The 14,078-nt window shown below is 69.8% G+C and carries 14 protein-coding genes and 1 pseudogene; 14 read left to right on the top strand and 1 reads right to left on the bottom strand.

Annotation, left to right across the window (positions count from 1 at the left end; genetic code table 11):
• Positions 1-21: 21 nt before the first annotated feature.
• From DES41_RS14010 to DES41_RS14065, 12 genes and pseudogenes are all read left to right on the top strand, one after another.
• Entirely contained in the window at positions 22-1,209 is a 1,188-nt protein-coding gene (locus tag DES41_RS14010) for an ABC transporter substrate-binding protein (protein WP_114468248.1), read from the top strand.
• A gap of 109 nt (positions 1,210-1,318) precedes the next feature.
• Positions 1,319-2,194: a branched-chain amino acid ABC transporter permease gene (locus DES41_RS14015; protein WP_114468249.1), complete on the top strand. Its 876-nt coding sequence runs from the start codon at positions 1,319-1,321 to the stop codon at positions 2,192-2,194.
• A gap of 9 nt (positions 2,195-2,203) precedes the next feature.
• Positions 2,204-4,096, top strand: coding sequence for a branched-chain amino acid ABC transporter ATP-binding protein/permease (locus tag DES41_RS14020; RefSeq protein ID WP_114468250.1), 1,893 nt, complete (start codon positions 2,204-2,206; stop codon positions 4,094-4,096).
• Between the two features lie 9 nt (positions 4,097-4,105).
• The gene (locus tag DES41_RS14025) at positions 4,106-4,825 is read left to right on the top strand and encodes an ABC transporter ATP-binding protein (RefSeq protein WP_114468251.1); all 720 of its coding nucleotides are present in this window, start codon (positions 4,106-4,108) and stop codon (positions 4,823-4,825) included.
• Between the two features lie 61 nt (positions 4,826-4,886).
• Positions 4,887-5,567 (top strand): GntR family transcriptional regulator, encoded by a 681-nt coding sequence (locus DES41_RS14030; RefSeq protein WP_170168180.1) that lies wholly within the window; start codon positions 4,887-4,889, stop codon positions 5,565-5,567.
• 153 nt (positions 5,568-5,720) lie between these two features.
• The gene (locus DES41_RS14035; protein WP_114468253.1) at positions 5,721-6,440 is read left to right on the top strand and encodes an aldolase; all 720 of its coding nucleotides are present in this window, start codon (positions 5,721-5,723) and stop codon (positions 6,438-6,440) included.
• Between the two features lie 148 nt (positions 6,441-6,588).
• Positions 6,589-7,776 (top strand): ABC transporter substrate-binding protein, encoded by a 1,188-nt coding sequence (locus DES41_RS14040; RefSeq protein ID WP_114468254.1) that lies wholly within the window; start codon positions 6,589-6,591, stop codon positions 7,774-7,776.
• 53 nt (positions 7,777-7,829) lie between these two features.
• Positions 7,830-8,357 (top strand): gluconokinase, encoded by a 528-nt coding sequence (locus DES41_RS14045; protein WP_245965698.1) that lies wholly within the window; start codon positions 7,830-7,832, stop codon positions 8,355-8,357.
• A 33-nt stretch (positions 8,358-8,390) separates the two neighbouring features.
• Positions 8,391-8,471: pseudogene (locus DES41_RS39060) on the top strand (gluconate 5-dehydrogenase); the annotation flags it as partial.
• Between the two features lie 118 nt (positions 8,472-8,589).
• Positions 8,590-9,327 (top strand): IclR family transcriptional regulator, encoded by a 738-nt coding sequence (locus DES41_RS14055; protein ID WP_114468255.1) that lies wholly within the window; start codon positions 8,590-8,592, stop codon positions 9,325-9,327.
• Between the two features lie 106 nt (positions 9,328-9,433).
• Complete coding sequence (locus tag DES41_RS14060; RefSeq protein ID WP_114468256.1) at positions 9,434-10,414, top strand: Bug family tripartite tricarboxylate transporter substrate binding protein; 981 nt, start codon at positions 9,434-9,436, stop codon at positions 10,412-10,414.
• 31 nt (positions 10,415-10,445) lie between these two features.
• Positions 10,446-11,471, top strand: coding sequence for an amidohydrolase family protein (locus tag DES41_RS14065; protein WP_114468257.1), 1,026 nt, complete (start codon positions 10,446-10,448; stop codon positions 11,469-11,471).
• A gap of 203 nt (positions 11,472-11,674) precedes the next feature.
• Here DES41_RS14065 and DES41_RS14070 read toward each other — a convergent pair whose 3' ends face one another.
• Positions 11,675-12,565, bottom strand: coding sequence for a LysR family transcriptional regulator (locus DES41_RS14070; protein ID WP_245965699.1), 891 nt, complete (start codon positions 12,563-12,565; stop codon positions 11,675-11,677).
• Between the two features lie 104 nt (positions 12,566-12,669).
• On the opposite strand from DES41_RS14070, the gene DES41_RS14075 reads away from it, so the two are divergent.
• Complete coding sequence (locus DES41_RS14075; protein WP_114468258.1) at positions 12,670-13,650, top strand: Bug family tripartite tricarboxylate transporter substrate binding protein; 981 nt, start codon at positions 12,670-12,672, stop codon at positions 13,648-13,650.
• A 12-nt stretch (positions 13,651-13,662) separates the two neighbouring features.
• Positions 13,663-14,043: a 5-carboxymethyl-2-hydroxymuconate Delta-isomerase gene (locus DES41_RS14080; protein WP_114468259.1), complete on the top strand. Its 381-nt coding sequence runs from the start codon at positions 13,663-13,665 to the stop codon at positions 14,041-14,043.
• The last annotated feature ends 35 nt before the right edge of the window (positions 14,044-14,078 follow it).

Below are 14,078 nucleotides of genomic sequence, written 5' to 3' on the forward strand. Positions count from 1 at the left end.
CCCCATCGCAGGAGTCCATTCATGAACGCATCCAAACTCATCGCCGCGGCGCTGCTGGCCACCGCCGCCGGCACCGCGCTCGCCCAGGACATCAAGCTGGGCTTCATGTGCCCGCTGACCGGTGGCTCGGCACCGTTCGGCGTCTCGGCGCGCGACGGTGCAAGCCTCGCCGTCAAGGAAATCAACGCCCGGGGCGGCGTGCTCGGTCGCAAGCTGGTTTTGGCCGAGCGCGACACCGAATCGAAGAACGAGCGCGGCGTGCAGTTGGCGCAGGAACTGATCCAGACGGAGAAGGTCGCGGCCGGCATCGGCTTTTGCAACACCGGCGTGTCGTTGGCCGCGCAAAAGTACTTCCAGGAAGCCCGCATCCCGGTGTTCGATCCGGTCGCCACGGGCACGGCAGTCACGCGCCAGTTCCCCGCGCCCTCCTACGTCTTTCGCGTCGGCCCGCGCGACGAACTGCAGGCCCGCATGCTCGTGGACGAGACGCTGCGGCAGAGCAAGGCACGCGTGGCCATCCTGGCCGACTCGACGAACTACGGCCAGCTCGGCCGCGCGGACGTGGAAAAAGCGCTCATCGCCAAAGGCATGAAGCCGGTGGCGGTCGAGAAGTTCAACGTGCGCGACGTCGACATGACGCCGCAGCTGCTCAAGGCCCGCCAGGCCGGTGCCGACATCATCGTCGCCTACGGAATCGGCCCCGAACTGGCGCAGATCGCCAACAGCATGGCCAAGCTGGGCTGGAAGGTGCCGCTGGTGACGAGCTGGAACTCGGCAATGAGCAACTTCATCGACACGGCCCAGGCCAATGGCAACGGCGTGCGCATGCCGCAGACCTTCATCCAGGAGGCGACCGATCAGCGCAAACAGGCCTTCATCGCCAGCTATGCGCGCGACTACCAGCTCGAGCGCATTCCCTCGCCGAGTTCGGCCGCCCAGGCCTACGACGCCGTGCTGCTGCTCGCGGCGGCGCTGCAGCAGGCCGGCTCCACCGACGGCGTGAAGGTCCGCGAGGCGCTGGAGCAGTTGCGCCAGCCCGTGGCCGGCGTGATCGGCACCTACACGCGGCCCTTCGACGCCAACGAACGCGATGCCACGCCGGCCGGCATGATCGTCTGGGGCGAGGTCCGCGACGGCCGCGTCGTCTATGCCTACGCACACGAACGCAGTGCGGGCAACGCGGGCAGCACGGCTGCCTCGTCCAAGTAACCATCCCCCCGCGGCAACGCGCCCCCCCCCGGCACTGCACCAAGGCGCGCCCCCGCGGCACGCCCGGCGCAGCCCTGCCCGGACGGCGCGCCGCGCACCAGGAGTCCACGTGCAAATCGCTCTACAGCTGTGCATCAGCGGGGTGTCGCTCGGCATGATCTACGCGGTCATCGCCTTCGGCTACCAACTGACCTACGTCACCTCCAAGACGCTGAACTTCGGCCAGGGGGAAGCCCTGGCGCTCGGCGCGCTGGTCGGCCTGTCGCTGTCCGCCTGGGTCGGCTACTGGGCCATGCTGCCCCTGGTCCTGCTGTTCGGCCTGGCGCACGGCGCGCTGGTCGAGCGGCTGGGCGTGCGGCCCGCGCTCCAGACCCGTTCTGAGTTCGGCTGGATCATGGCCACCATCGCCATCGGCATCATCGGCAAGAACCTTGCCGAGACCATCTGGGGCAAGGACGACCTCAAGTTCCCGTCGCCGCTGCCCGAGACGCCCATCGTCTTCGGCGACGGGCTGCGCGTCATGCCGATGGAGATCCTGGTGCTGGCCGGCGCGCTGTCGATGATGCTGCTCATCGAGTTCCTGAGCCGGCGCACCCTGGTCGGCAAGGCGGTCGTGGCCACCGCCGACGACCGCGAGGCCGCCAGTCTCATGGGCATCCACACCGGCTCCATGATCACGCTGTCGTACGGTCTGAGCTCGGCCGTCGCCGCGCTGGCCGGCGTGCTCGTCGCGCCGCTCACGCTCACCGGTGCCTCCATGGGCGTCTCGCTGGCGCTCAAGGCCTTCGCCGTGGCCATCATCGGCGGGCTCAACAGCGGCCTGGGCGTCATCGTGGGCGGCGTGCTGCTGGGTGTGGTCGAGCAGTTCACCGCCTTCTACATCTCCACGGGCTACAAGGACGTGCCCGGCCTGCTCATGCTGCTGGCGGTGCTGGCGATCCGGCCCACCGGCCTGTTCGGCAAGACCGCGATCAAGAAAGTCTAGGAAACCACCATGTTCCAGAGAACCCGTCTGCCCTGGGCGATGCTGGCGCTCAGCGCCGTGGCGCTGCCGCTGGCCGTGCCGCTCCCCTACTACTTGCACCTGGCCATCATCGTCGGCATCTACGCCATCGTGCTGCTGGGCATGGACCTGCTCGTGGGCTACACCGGCCAGGTGTCGCTCGGCCACGCCGCGTTCTTCGGGATCGGCGCCTATGCCGCCGGGCTGCTGATGACCCGGCTGGGCTTGCCGTTCGGCCTGGCGCTGCTGGCCGCGGCAGCCATTGCAGCCGGCTTCGGCGTGCTGCTGGCGGCGGCGGCGCTGCGCGTGTCCGGCCCCTACCTGGCCATGGTCACGCTGGCGTTCGGCACCATCGTGCAGATCCTCATCAACGAGATGGACTGGCTGACCCTGGGCCCCATCGGGCTGGCGGTCGACAAGCCCCGCTGGTTCGGCGAGAAGCTGACGACCACGCAGTACTACTACGTGGTCTGGGGCTTCGTCGCGCTGGCGCTGGTGTGCACCGGCCGCTGGGCCAGCAGCCACCTGGGCCGCGCCTTCGAGGCCCTGCGCGACAGCCCGATCGCCACCGAGTGCATGGGCATCGGCGTGGCGCGCTACAAGGCCATCGCCTTCGCGCTCAGCGCGGCCATGGCCGGCATCGGCGGCGCGCTGTACGCGGTGTCGGAGGAATACATCTCGCCCAACACCTACAACTTCGAGCTGAGCCTGCTGTTCCTGCTGGGCGTGATCTTCGGCGGCCGCAAGTCGCGCGCGGGCTCGCTGCTGGGCGCCACGGTGGTCGTGATGCTGCCCACGCTGCTGGACAGCATGGCCATGTTCCGCTGGCTGGCCGCCGGCGCCACGGCGGCGGCGCTGTACTTCGCCGTGCGCAGCCTGCGTGGCGACGGTGCCGCCGCGCTGCGGCGCGCCGGCCCTCCCTTGCTGGTGACGGCCGGCATGCTGGTGTTCTCGTACCAGGTGCAAAACCTCAACGAGCACCGCCTGAGCATCTTCGGCCTTCTGATCCTGCTGGCGGTGTTCTACCTGCCCGACGGGCTGATGGGGCTGTTCAAGGCCCGGCCGCAGGGCCGCGCGACGACCGCGCCGAGCAGTGCGCTACTGCGTATCGCATCCGAACCCAAGGCGCTGGGCATTCGCGATGTCACCATGCGCTTCGGCGGCCTGACGGCGCTCGATAGCGTGAGCCTGGACGTGCAGCCCGGCACCATCCACGGGCTGATCGGGCCCAACGGCTCGGGCAAGAGCACCATGATGAACGTGCTGACCGGCGTGTACACGCCGACCGCCGGCCGCGTTCTGCTGGCCGGCCGGCCGATTCAGGGGACCAGCCCCGCGCGCATCGCCAGCCAGGGCATCGCGCGCACGTTCCAGAATGTGCAGCTGTTCTGGGAAATGACGGCCCTGCAGAACGTGAAGGTGGGCCTGCACCGCGGCATGCGCAGCGGCCTGCTGGCCCTGGCGCTGGACACACGGGCCGCGCGCGAGCACGAGGCCGGTGCCGACGCGCAGGCCATGGCGCTGCTGGAGCTGGTCGGCCTGGCCGGCGACGCCGCCACCGACGCGCGCGACCTGCCCTACGGCAAGCAGCGACTGCTGGAGATCGCCCGGGCATTGGCGCTGCAGCCCGCCGTGCTGCTGCTGGACGAGCCGGCCGCGGGGCTGACCGCACCCGATGTGGCGGCGCTCATGCAGGTGCTGCGCAAAGTCAAGGGCTTCGGCGTGACGATGGTCCTGATCGAGCACCACATGGACATAGTGATGGCGCTGTGCGATGCGGTCACCGTGCTGGACTTCGGCCAGAAGATCTCCGAGGGCCAGGCGCACACGGTGCGCAACGATCCGCGCGTGATTTCCGCCTACCTGGGCACGGCCGCAGCCTGAGGAACCGACATGCTCCAACTCACCGATATCCATGCCGGCTACAACCGCACCAGCGTGCTCCACGGCGTCTCGATCGATGTGCCGCGCGGCCAACTGGTCTGCCTGATCGGCTCCAACGGCGCCGGCAAGACCACCACCATGCGCGTGGCCTCCGGCATGCTGGCGCCACGCGCTGGCCGCCTCGCGCTCGACGCCCAGCCGCTGGACGGCCTGGCCGCGCACCACGTGCAACGCCTGGGCGTCTCGCACGTGCCGGAGGGCCGCCGCGTGTTCCCCTCGCTGTCCGTGCTGGACAACCTGGAGGTCGGCGCCTACCGCCGCGCGCGGTTCGGCCTGCGGCCGGACGTGCACGACGACCTGGAACGCGTGTTCGGCTACTTCCCGCGGCTCAAGGAGCGGCGCCAGCAGCTGGCCGGCACGTTGTCGGGCGGCGAGCAGCAGATGCTGGCGATGGGTCGCGCCCTTATGGGCCGCCCGCGCATGCTGCTGCTGGACGAGCCTTCCATGGGCCTGTCGCCCAAGCTGGTGGACGACGTGTTCGGTGCCATCGCCGAACTGCGCGGCGCCGGCATGACCATGCTGCTGGTCGAGCAGTTCGCGGCCACCGCGCTCGAGCTGGCGGACTATGCCTACGTCATGGAGAACGGCCGCATCGCGCTGCATGGCCCGGCGCGCCAGCTCAAGGGCGACCCCGCCGTGCGCGAAGCCTATCTCGGCAAGGCGCATTGACAACACCCGCCGATTGTCGACAATCAACCGAATTTCGGCGTCACCACGCAAGCACTCCAACATGAAACCCTCCTCCCAGCCACGTCCTGTTGCCAAGCAGTCCGTGGAGAACCAGACGACCGACAACCTGCGCGAGTTCATCCTGTCCGGCGCGGTGCGACCCGGCACGCGCCTCACGGAAGTCGCGCTGGCCGACCAGATGGGCGTGGCCCGCGCCACGCTGCGCACCGGCCTGCAGCGCCTGGCCAGCGAAGGCATCGTGGTGCAGATACCCTACACCGGCTGGCAGGTGGCCGACCTCAGCGCCAACGATGTGTGGGAACTCTGGACCCTGCGCGCCAGCCTGGAAAGCCTGGCCGCCAAGCTGGCCGCGCAGAGCACCGAGCCGGGCGTGCGCGAGCACATCGCCGAGGCCTACGAGAACCTGCTCGCCGCCTGCCGGCGCGGCAACATGAAGAAGATCGGCGACTGCGACTTTGCCCTGCACCGCGCGATCGTGGAGTCGGCAGGCCACTCCCGGTTGGAACGCCAGTACCAGCTGGTTGAGCAGCAGGTGCGGCTGTACATCGTCACCAGCAACAACGTGGCCGAAGGCCCGGACGACATCGTGCAGCAGCACCGGCCGATGGCGGAGGCGCTGCTGGCAGGCGATGCCGAGCGCGCCGCGCACGAGGCCTGGCAGCACAGCGAAAGCGAAGGCAAGCGCCTGCTCGACTGGCTGCGGCGCAAGTCCACGGCCTGAAGCGGCGCCGCAGGCTGCGCGGACTGCGGTGCCGGCCGGCCTGGCCGGCGCAAGCTGCGCAAACGCACACCATCCAACAACTGCTTGCGCACGGGTGCAGCCAGCCCGCCGGGCCGGCCGCGCCTGTACGCTCCCCAACCCGTGAGATCCCCCATGAGTTCCGACGACTTCGACAATCCCACCGTCACCGCCCTGCGCACCGATCTGGCACTGGCCCTGCGCGCTGCCGCGCACCACGGATTGGGAGAAGGTGTGTGCAACCATTTCAGCGTGGAGGTGCCCGACGGCAGCGGCCGCTTCCTGCTGAACCCGCGCGGGCTGCTCTGGTCGGAGGTGCAGGCCGACGATGTGGTGTTGATCGACGCCCATGGCGAGCGCCTGGCTGGGCGACACGCGGTGGAGCCCACCGCCATGTTCATCCACGCCGCAATCCATCGCCTGTGCGGCCACCGCGTGGTGCTGCATTCGCACATGCCCTACGCGACTGCACTGGCTCTGACGACGGATGGCGCGCTGGACACCTGCCTGTCGCAGAACGCCATGCGCTACCACGGCCGGGTGGCGGTCGACCACCGCTACAACGGCCTGGCGCTCGACGCGGCCGAGGGCGAACGCATCGCCGATGCCATGCAGGGCGCGGACGTGGCCTTCCTCGCCAACCACGGCGTGGTGGTCTGCGGCGCGCGCATCGACCACGCCTACGACGACCTCTACTATCTGGAGCGCGCCTGCATGGCCCAGGTGCTGGCCCAGTCCAGCGGCCGGCCGCTGCGCAGCGCCGACCCGGCGCTGGCAGCGCGCGTCTGCGCGCAGACACTGGGCGAGAGACTGCAGTCCGAACTGTTCTTCGAGGCGCTGCGGCGCCAGCTGTGAGGCCCGCATAGAACGGGCCTGGCCACGGCGGTCCAGTGCAAGGCATTCAGTTTGCCCGGGTATGCACCGCCCGAAATAGTCGCTTCCGACGATGCCGCCTCCCGGGAGCGGTCACTACCGTGGCCGCTCCAACAACGAAGGAGACGACATGCACCACCCCATTCAGCGCCGTGCCCTGGTGCTCGCGCTGGCTGCCGCACCGCTCGCAGGCCGTACCCAGGCCAAGAAGTACGGCCCCGGCACCAGCGACACCGAGATCCGCATCGGCCAGACCCTGCCCTACAGCGGCCCGGCCTCCGCCTACGCGCAACTGGGCCGGGCCGAGGCCGCGCACTTCAAGTTCCTGAACGACAACGGCGGCATCAACGGCCGCAAGATCAACTTCATGTCGCTCGATGACGGCTACGCGCCGCCCAAGGCGGTAGAGCTCACGCGCAAGCTGGTCGAGCAGGACGAGGTGGCGCTGATCTTCGGCGTGCTGGGCACGGCCGTGAACGTCGGCACGCGCCGCTATCTGAACCAGAAGAAGGTGCCGCAGCTCTTCATCTCTGCCGGCTCGGACACCTTCGCCCAGCCCGAGCAGTTCCCCTGGACCATGGGCTGGCAGCCCACGTTGCGGGCCGAGGCGCGCTTCTACGCGCGCAGCATCCTCGCCGAGCGGCCCGACGCCAAGATCGGCGTGCTCTACCAGGACGACGACTTCGGCAAGGAACTCCTGGCCGGCCTGACCGATGGCCTGGGCGACAAGGCCAAGCAGATCGTCTCCGCGCAAAGCTTCCAGGCCACCGACCCGACGGTGGACTCGCAGCTCATCACGCTCAAGGACAAGGGCGCCGACACGCTGATGCTGTTCGCCTACGCGCGGCACTCCGCGCAGAGCATCCGCAAGGCGGCGGACCTGCGCTGGCAGCCCGACATCTACCTGCACCTGGGCTCGGCCTCGGTCAGCGCCACGCTGGCGCCGGCCGGGCTGGAGAACGCGACCAAGGTGCGCACCGCGGGCTTCATCAAGGACATCACCGACCCGCAATGGGCCAAGGACCCGGACCTGGCCCCCTTCATCGCCACGATGAAGAAGTACCAGCCTGACGCCAACCTGGACGACGCGCTCTACATCATGGGCTGGGCCATCGCGCTGACGCTGGAGCAGGTGCTGCGCCAGTGCGGCGACGATCTCACGCGCGAGAACATCATGCGCCAGGCCGCCAACCTCAAGGAGTGGCGCAACCCCGCGCTGCTGCCGGGCAGCCTGATCAGCACCAGCCCGACCGACTTCCGCGTGGTGGAGTACATGAAGCTGCAGCGCTTCAACGGGAAGACCTGGGCCTTCGTCTGAGTCTGACCGGGCCGGCGCCGTGCCAAGATCGCGCCCATCAACGGGAGATGGCAATGGGCAGCAAACTGGTGGTGATGGGCGTGTCGGGCTGCGGCAAGTCGTCGCTGGGCGCCGCGCTGGCGCAGGCGCTGGGCAGCCGGCTGATCGAGGGCGACGACTACCACCCGCAGGCCAACCAGGACAAGATGCAGCAGGGTGTCGCGCTGACCGATGCCGACCGCTGGCCCTGGCTCGACCAGCTCGGCGCCATGGTGCACAGCGAGACTGCGCGCAGCGTGGTACTGACCTGCTCCGCGCTCAAGCGCAGCTACCGCGACCGGCTGCGCATGCTGGCGCCCGGCCTGCAGTTCGTCTTCATCGACATCAACGAGGCCGAGGCACGTGCGCGCGTGGGTGCACGCCAAGGCCACTTCTTCCCGGCGCAACTGGTGGCCGACCAGTTCGCGGCGCTGCAGCCGCCGCTGGGCGAGCCGGGCGTGTTCCGTGTCGACGCCCTGCTGGACATCGACGCCCAGCGCGACGCGGTACTGCAGCAGCTGGCGGCCGCCCCCATCCCGACTTTGAAGGAACCTGCCCCGTGACTGCCGACCCCAGCCGTAGCGCGCCGGCGCCATTCGATCTGGCTGGCCAGCGATGCCTCGCGCTTTGTCAACGGGCACCTCCTGTACGTGGATGGCGGCGTGACGGCCACCCTCTGGCGATGCCGTCGATGCGCGCGCCGTCTTCGGCCAACGCCGCGGCCCAGGCAGCAGCCTTGCCTGCGCAGCGGGCCGCGGACGGTTCGGTCCTGCGCGCACGGCGCTGGCCGCGGCGATGACAAAGGTTCCTGCGGAGCAGGCGCCGCAGGTCGCGTCGGTGGCGCGCGCGCTGGGGGTGCTCAAGGCGTTCTCGGGCGACGAGAGCTTCGTTTCGCTGGCCGAGCTGGCACGCCGCACCGGCATGCACAAGCCCACGGTGCTCCGGCTGGCGCGCACGCTGGCAGCCGAAGGCTTCCTGGTCTACCGGGCCGATGGCGCATGGCGCCTGGGACCGAGCGCCGGCTCCCTCGGCGCGCGCTACCAGGCGCAGTTCGACGTCAACGACATCATCGAGCCGCAGCTCATGGCACTGTCGGCTGCGACGGGCGAAAGCGCCTCCTTCTATGTCTACGAGGACAACATCCGCAGCTGCCTGCTGCGCTGCGAGGGACCGCGCGGCATCCGCCGCCATGTGCGTTCCGGGGAGCTGCTGCCCCTGGACAGGGGCTCCGCGGGGCGCGTGATCCTGGCGGCGCTCGGCGCACCCGGCGCGGCGTACGACGACATCCGCCGCGAAGGCTTCAGCGTCACGCGCGGTGAACGCAGCGCCGGTGCCGCCAGCATCTCGGCAGCGGTGCACGGCGCCAACCGGGCGGTGCTGGGCTCGGTCGGCGTGTCCGGTCCCATCGAGCGGCTCACGCAGGCACTGCTGCACTCCTACGCGCCGGCCACCGTGCAGGCCGCGGCACAGATTTCCTGGAAGCTGGGCGGCGTGTCCGTGGCGGCGCTGCGCTCCAGCTGGCATCCGGGCTGAGGCGCGGCCGTTACGCCAGCCGTAACGGTCTTCCCCCCAGGTGGCAATGGTTCCTACCATGGAGCCGGCAACCCCGTGTTGAGGGTTCCAGCCTTCGGAGGCATCCATGACCAGCAAGCGAGCCCTGCTCCGCGCCGCCCTGTGCGCCTGTGCCACCCTCACCGTGCCACTGGCATTCGCCCAACCGGCCAGCTATCCCGACAAGACCATCCGCCTCATCGTTCCGTTCGCCGCCGGTGGGCCTGCCGACGTCGTCGCCCGCGAAATGTCCATCGCGCTCGGCCAGGATCTCGGCCAGACGGTGGTGGTCGAGAACATGGGCGGCGGTGCCGGCGTGCCCGCCACCAACACGGTGTCGCGGGCACTCGCCGATGGCTACACGCTGCTGTTCGCGGCCTCGGGCAACGTCGTCATCCAGCCCCTGCTGGCGAAGAAGCGGGTGGACATCCTGAGCCAGCTGTCGCCGGTGGCGATGGTCACCAGCAGCCCCCACGTGCTGGTGGTGTCGAGCAAGCTGCCGGTGCGCACGGTGAAGGAGTTCACGGACTACGCCAAGGCCCACCCCGGCAGCGTGAACTTCGCCTCGGCAGGCGTGGGCGGCCTGGCGCACCTGGCATCCGAGCTGTTCATGCGGGACGCCGGCATCGACGCCCGCCACCTGGCCTACAAGGGCTCTTCGCAGGCGATGACGGACCTGGTCTCGGGCCAGGTGCAGGCCATGTTCAGCAGCCAGCCCTCGATGAAGGGAATGATCGACAAGGGGCTGCTGCGCGTCATCGGCCTCACGTCGGCATCGTCCTCCCCCGCCTACAAGGGCATCCCGCTGATCAAGGAGGCCGGGGTTCCCGGCTTCGAGTACATGACCTGGTACGGGGTCTACGGCCCCGCCGGCTTGCCGCCGGCGGTGGTCCAGCGGCTGGGTGGCGCGCTGTCCAAGCTGGCGGCGGACAAGGGCTTCGAGGGGCGCCTGCGCGAACAGGGCGTCGACCTGCACGTCAGCACGCCCGAGGAGCTGGCGGATCGCACGCGCAAGGAAACGGCCGCCTGGGACAAGGTGATCCGCGACTCCGGCATCCACTTGAACTGATGCCGGCCCATCCACTTGGCGGCCAACGCCCATGATCATCGACTGCCACGGCCACTACACCACCGCGCCCAAGGCCCTGGGCGACTACCGCCAGCGGCAGACCGCGCGCCTTGGCGAGCCGGGTGCGCCCGCGCTGCGCCTGGACTTTCGCATCGGCGATGACGAGATCCGCGACAGCCTGGAGCCGCACCAGCTGGCCACGCAGCGCCAGCGCGGTGTGGACATGACCGTGTTCTCGCCGACTGCCGGCGCCATGGCGCACCACGTCGGCAACGCCGAGACCAGCGCGCATTGGGCCCAGGCCTGCAACGACCTGGTGCACCGCGTGACGCAGCTGTACCCGCTGGAATATGCGGGCGTGTGCCAGCTGCCGCAGTCGCCGCGCGCCAGCCTGGCGAACTGTGTCGCGGAACTCGAACGCTGCGTGACCGGACTGGGTTTCGTCGGCTGCAACATCAATCCGGACCCGTCGGACGGCTACTGGACCGACCCGCCGATGACAGACCGCCACTGGTATCCGCTGTACGAGAAGATGGTGGAACTCGATGTGCCCGGCATGGTGCATGTCAGTTGCTCCTGCAATCCGAACTTCCACCACACGGGCGCCCACTACCTGAACGGCGACACGGCGGTGTTCATGCAGCTCGTGCTGTCGGACCTGTTCAAGGACTTCCCCACCCTGCGCCTGGTCATCCCGCACGGCGGCGGCGCCGTGCCCTACCACTGGGGCCGGTACCGCGGCCTGGCGCAGCAACTGGGCCGCCCGCCGATGCCCGAGCTGCTGCGCAACGTGTTCTTCGACACCTGCGTGTACCACCAGAGCGGCATCAACCTGCTGCTGGACGTGATCCCGGTGGAGAACGTGCTCTTCGCCTCGGAGATCCACGGTGCCGTGAAGGGCGTCGATCCGCAGACCGGCTTCCACTTCGACGACACGCGGCGCTATGTCGATGCGGTGCACGGACTGGCGGCGCCGGACCTGCACAAGGTGTTCGAACTGAATGCGCGCCGCGTCTATCCGCGGCTCGATGCCCTGCTGGCGGCCCAGGGCCGTTGAGCGGCGTCCGACCTGCAGGACCTGGTCGGCACCCGCGGCGCCCGTGGCGACACGCAGGTGCTGGCCCGCGGCCGACAGCAGGTGCGTGCCACGCAGGTGCAAACCGGTCCCGCCGCTGAAATCCGGTGGCAAGCATGGTCGGTCCCGCAGGAGAACGTGCAGATGTCGCCAGGCGGCATCGCCGCCCCTGCGTCGACGCGGACCTAAGCAGCCTGCGCGGAGCGCATCCAGGGCTTCGGAAATCTGGGTGTGGCGGCCACCAGCGCGTCCCACACCTGGCGGACCGCCAGCGTATGGTGGCGCGTGCGCGAGCGGACGAGGCAGGCTTGGCGGCGCAGGGTCTTGTCCAGGATCGGAATGGCGCCGTCGACCCCCAGGCTCAACGCAGCAGCGCCGTTCAGCAGGGCCACCGTGCCGCCGTCCTGCGTGGCGCGCACCAGATCCTCCAGCACATCGGACTCCAGGCGGACCTGGGGTTTGAGGCCGAGCGCGGCGAACGCCCCATCGAGCTGGCGCCGCATCGCGTACTCGCTGGGCAACAAGGCCAGGCGGCACGGAGCGAGCTGGGCCAGCCGCAGCGCGCGCCCCTTCCCGGGCACCGCGCCGACGGCCACCACCGGCTCGACGAAGCACGGCAGGATCTCCAGGTCCGCATGCGGCTCCGGGTCGAAACTGACCGCCAGGTCGAAGTCGCCGCGCAACACGCCCTCGACCAGGGCCTGTGCCGTGCGCACCACGGGCAGCACCCAGCAACCCGCATAGGACTGCACGAGCCCGACCCGCACCAGCCCTGCCACGGTGTTGGCGCGCGCCTGCGCGTCGCGCAGCGCGGCCTGCAGTTCACCGAGGCAGGCCGCGACGCGCCGGTCCAGTTCGTGGCCCGACGCGGTGGCCACGGCGCGCCCGCTCGCGCGGTCGAACAACTGCACGTCGAGCGTCGCCTCCAGCAGTGCGATCTGCTCCGACAGGGCCGCCTGCGAGATCGCCGCATCGCGCGATGCGGCGTTGAAGCTGCGGGCGCGCATGGCGGCCGTGAAGTAGCGCAGCTGGCGCAGCGAAACGAGATCGAGCGGGTCGCGCTGGCGTCGGGTCATGGTGATCGGATTGTCCGATAGCACCGCCCAGAAAAAGCGGATTGTGGCGGCGCAGGGACGGTCCGACACTGCTCTTCGCGAGACAACTTCCAGCGAGAACCCCGATGCAACGACGCCATTTCCTGCAGTACACCAGCGCCGCGGCCGCCGCCCCGGCACTCGGTGCCGCGCCTTCCGCACACGCCCAGGCCTTTCCGTCCAGGCCGATCCGCATCGTCTGCCCGTATCCGGCGGGAGCGACCACCGACGCCGTCTCCCGCCTGATGGCGAATGCGCTGCAAACGCAGAGCGGCGCCACCGTCATCGTCGACAACCGCAGCGGCGCCGGCGGCAACATCGGCACCGAATCGGTCGCACGCGGCGAGGCCGACGGCCACACGCTGCTGCTGGGCGCGCTCGGCCCGATGGCCGCCAACCCGGCGCTGTATCCCAAGCTGAACTTCGACCCGGCCAAGGACTTCACGCCGCTGGCGCTGGCCGCCTCCGTGCCGCTGGTCTGGGCCGTGCACCCCTCGTTTCCCGCCACGACGGTGCAGGAGGCGCTGGCACTGCTGCGCGCGCAGCCCGGCAAGTTCTCGTACGCCTCGGCCGGCAACGGCACGCCGCAACACCTGGCGGGCGAACTCGTCAAGCGGCAGACCGGCACGTCCATCCTGCACATCCCCTACCGCGGCTCGGCCCCTGCGCTCAACGACGTGCTGGGCGGCACGGTGCAGATGGTGTTCGAGGCGTCACCGGCAATCCTGCAGCATGTGCAGGGCGGGCGGCTCAAGGCGCTGGCCGTCACGTCGGCCGAACGCATCCCGGCGCTGCCGCAGGTGCCCACGCTCAAGGCCGCCGGCGTGGACGCGGTGATCGGCGGGTGGTACGGCTTTCTCGCACCGGCCGCAACACCGGCCGACCGCACCGCTTGGCTGGTCCAGCAGATGCGCGCGGCGCTGGCGCAGCAGGCCACGCAGGACAAGCTGGCCGAACTCGGGTCCGTGCGCATCGACAACTCGCCGCAGGCCTTCGCCAGCCTCATGGCGAGCGAGCGTTCGCGCTGGCAGAAGTTGATCCGCGACGTCGGCATCAAGCCCGATTGAGGGACGAGGCCCATGCCGCACATCGTCATCGAGGCTTCGCCGCCCTTGCTGGCCGCGATCCCCTGGGCGCCGGTCCTGCAGTCGCTCCACCTGGCGCTGGCGGAGCCCGGCTGGGCTGCGCTGGCGGACCTCAAGTCACGCGTGACACCGATTGCCGTCGCGCTCAGCGGCACCGATCCGCACGCGCAGCAACTCGTCGCGACCCTCTGGCTCACCAACCCGCGGCCGCCCGAGATGTGCGCGGCCATGATGCAGACGGTGTCCGACCATCTTGGCCGCGCGGCGGACACCCACCGGGACGCATCGACCTGGGTGCAGTGTTGCGTGTTCCTGCGAGAGCATCCGAAAGTGCACTACCTCAAGCGGGAGTGGGCGGCCCCGCCACATCGATGACGGGCGCAGCAGCGGCTGCGCCCGCGGCGAAGGGA

The sequence above is a fragment of the Pseudorhodoferax soli genome, assembly GCF_003337555.1.
Classification (GTDB): Bacteria; Pseudomonadota; Gammaproteobacteria; order Burkholderiales; family Burkholderiaceae_C; genus Pseudorhodoferax; species Pseudorhodoferax soli.

Excerpts from the sequence above, each read along its gene's own strand:
- DES41_RS14020 (WP_114468250.1), top strand. The coding sequence starts at position 2,204 with ATGTTCCAGAGAACCCGTCTGCCCTGGGCGATGCTGGCGCTCAGCGCC.
- DES41_RS14080 (WP_114468259.1), top strand. The coding sequence starts at position 13,663 with ATGCCGCACATCGTCATCGAGGCTTCGCCGCCCTTGCTGGCCGCGATC.
- DES41_RS14075 (WP_114468258.1), top strand. The coding sequence starts at position 12,670 with ATGCAACGACGCCATTTCCTGCAGTACACCAGCGCCGCGGCCGCCGCC.
- DES41_RS14055 (WP_114468255.1), top strand. The coding sequence starts at position 8,590 with ATGACAAAGGTTCCTGCGGAGCAGGCGCCGCAGGTCGCGTCGGTGGCG.
- DES41_RS14025 (WP_114468251.1), top strand. The coding sequence starts at position 4,106 with ATGCTCCAACTCACCGATATCCATGCCGGCTACAACCGCACCAGCGTG.
- DES41_RS14030 (WP_170168180.1), top strand. The coding sequence starts at position 4,887 with ATGAAACCCTCCTCCCAGCCACGTCCTGTTGCCAAGCAGTCCGTGGAG.
- DES41_RS14010 (WP_114468248.1), top strand. The coding sequence starts at position 22 with ATGAACGCATCCAAACTCATCGCCGCGGCGCTGCTGGCCACCGCCGCC.
- DES41_RS14070 (WP_245965699.1), bottom strand. The coding sequence starts at position 12,565 with ATGACCCGACGCCAGCGCGACCCGCTCGATCTCGTTTCGCTGCGCCAG.
- DES41_RS14065 (WP_114468257.1), top strand. The coding sequence starts at position 10,446 with ATGATCATCGACTGCCACGGCCACTACACCACCGCGCCCAAGGCCCTG.
- DES41_RS14040 (WP_114468254.1), top strand. The coding sequence starts at position 6,589 with ATGCACCACCCCATTCAGCGCCGTGCCCTGGTGCTCGCGCTGGCTGCC.
- DES41_RS14045 (WP_245965698.1), top strand. The coding sequence starts at position 7,830 with ATGGGCAGCAAACTGGTGGTGATGGGCGTGTCGGGCTGCGGCAAGTCG.
- DES41_RS14060 (WP_114468256.1), top strand. The coding sequence starts at position 9,434 with ATGACCAGCAAGCGAGCCCTGCTCCGCGCCGCCCTGTGCGCCTGTGCC.
- DES41_RS14035 (WP_114468253.1), top strand. The coding sequence starts at position 5,721 with ATGAGTTCCGACGACTTCGACAATCCCACCGTCACCGCCCTGCGCACC.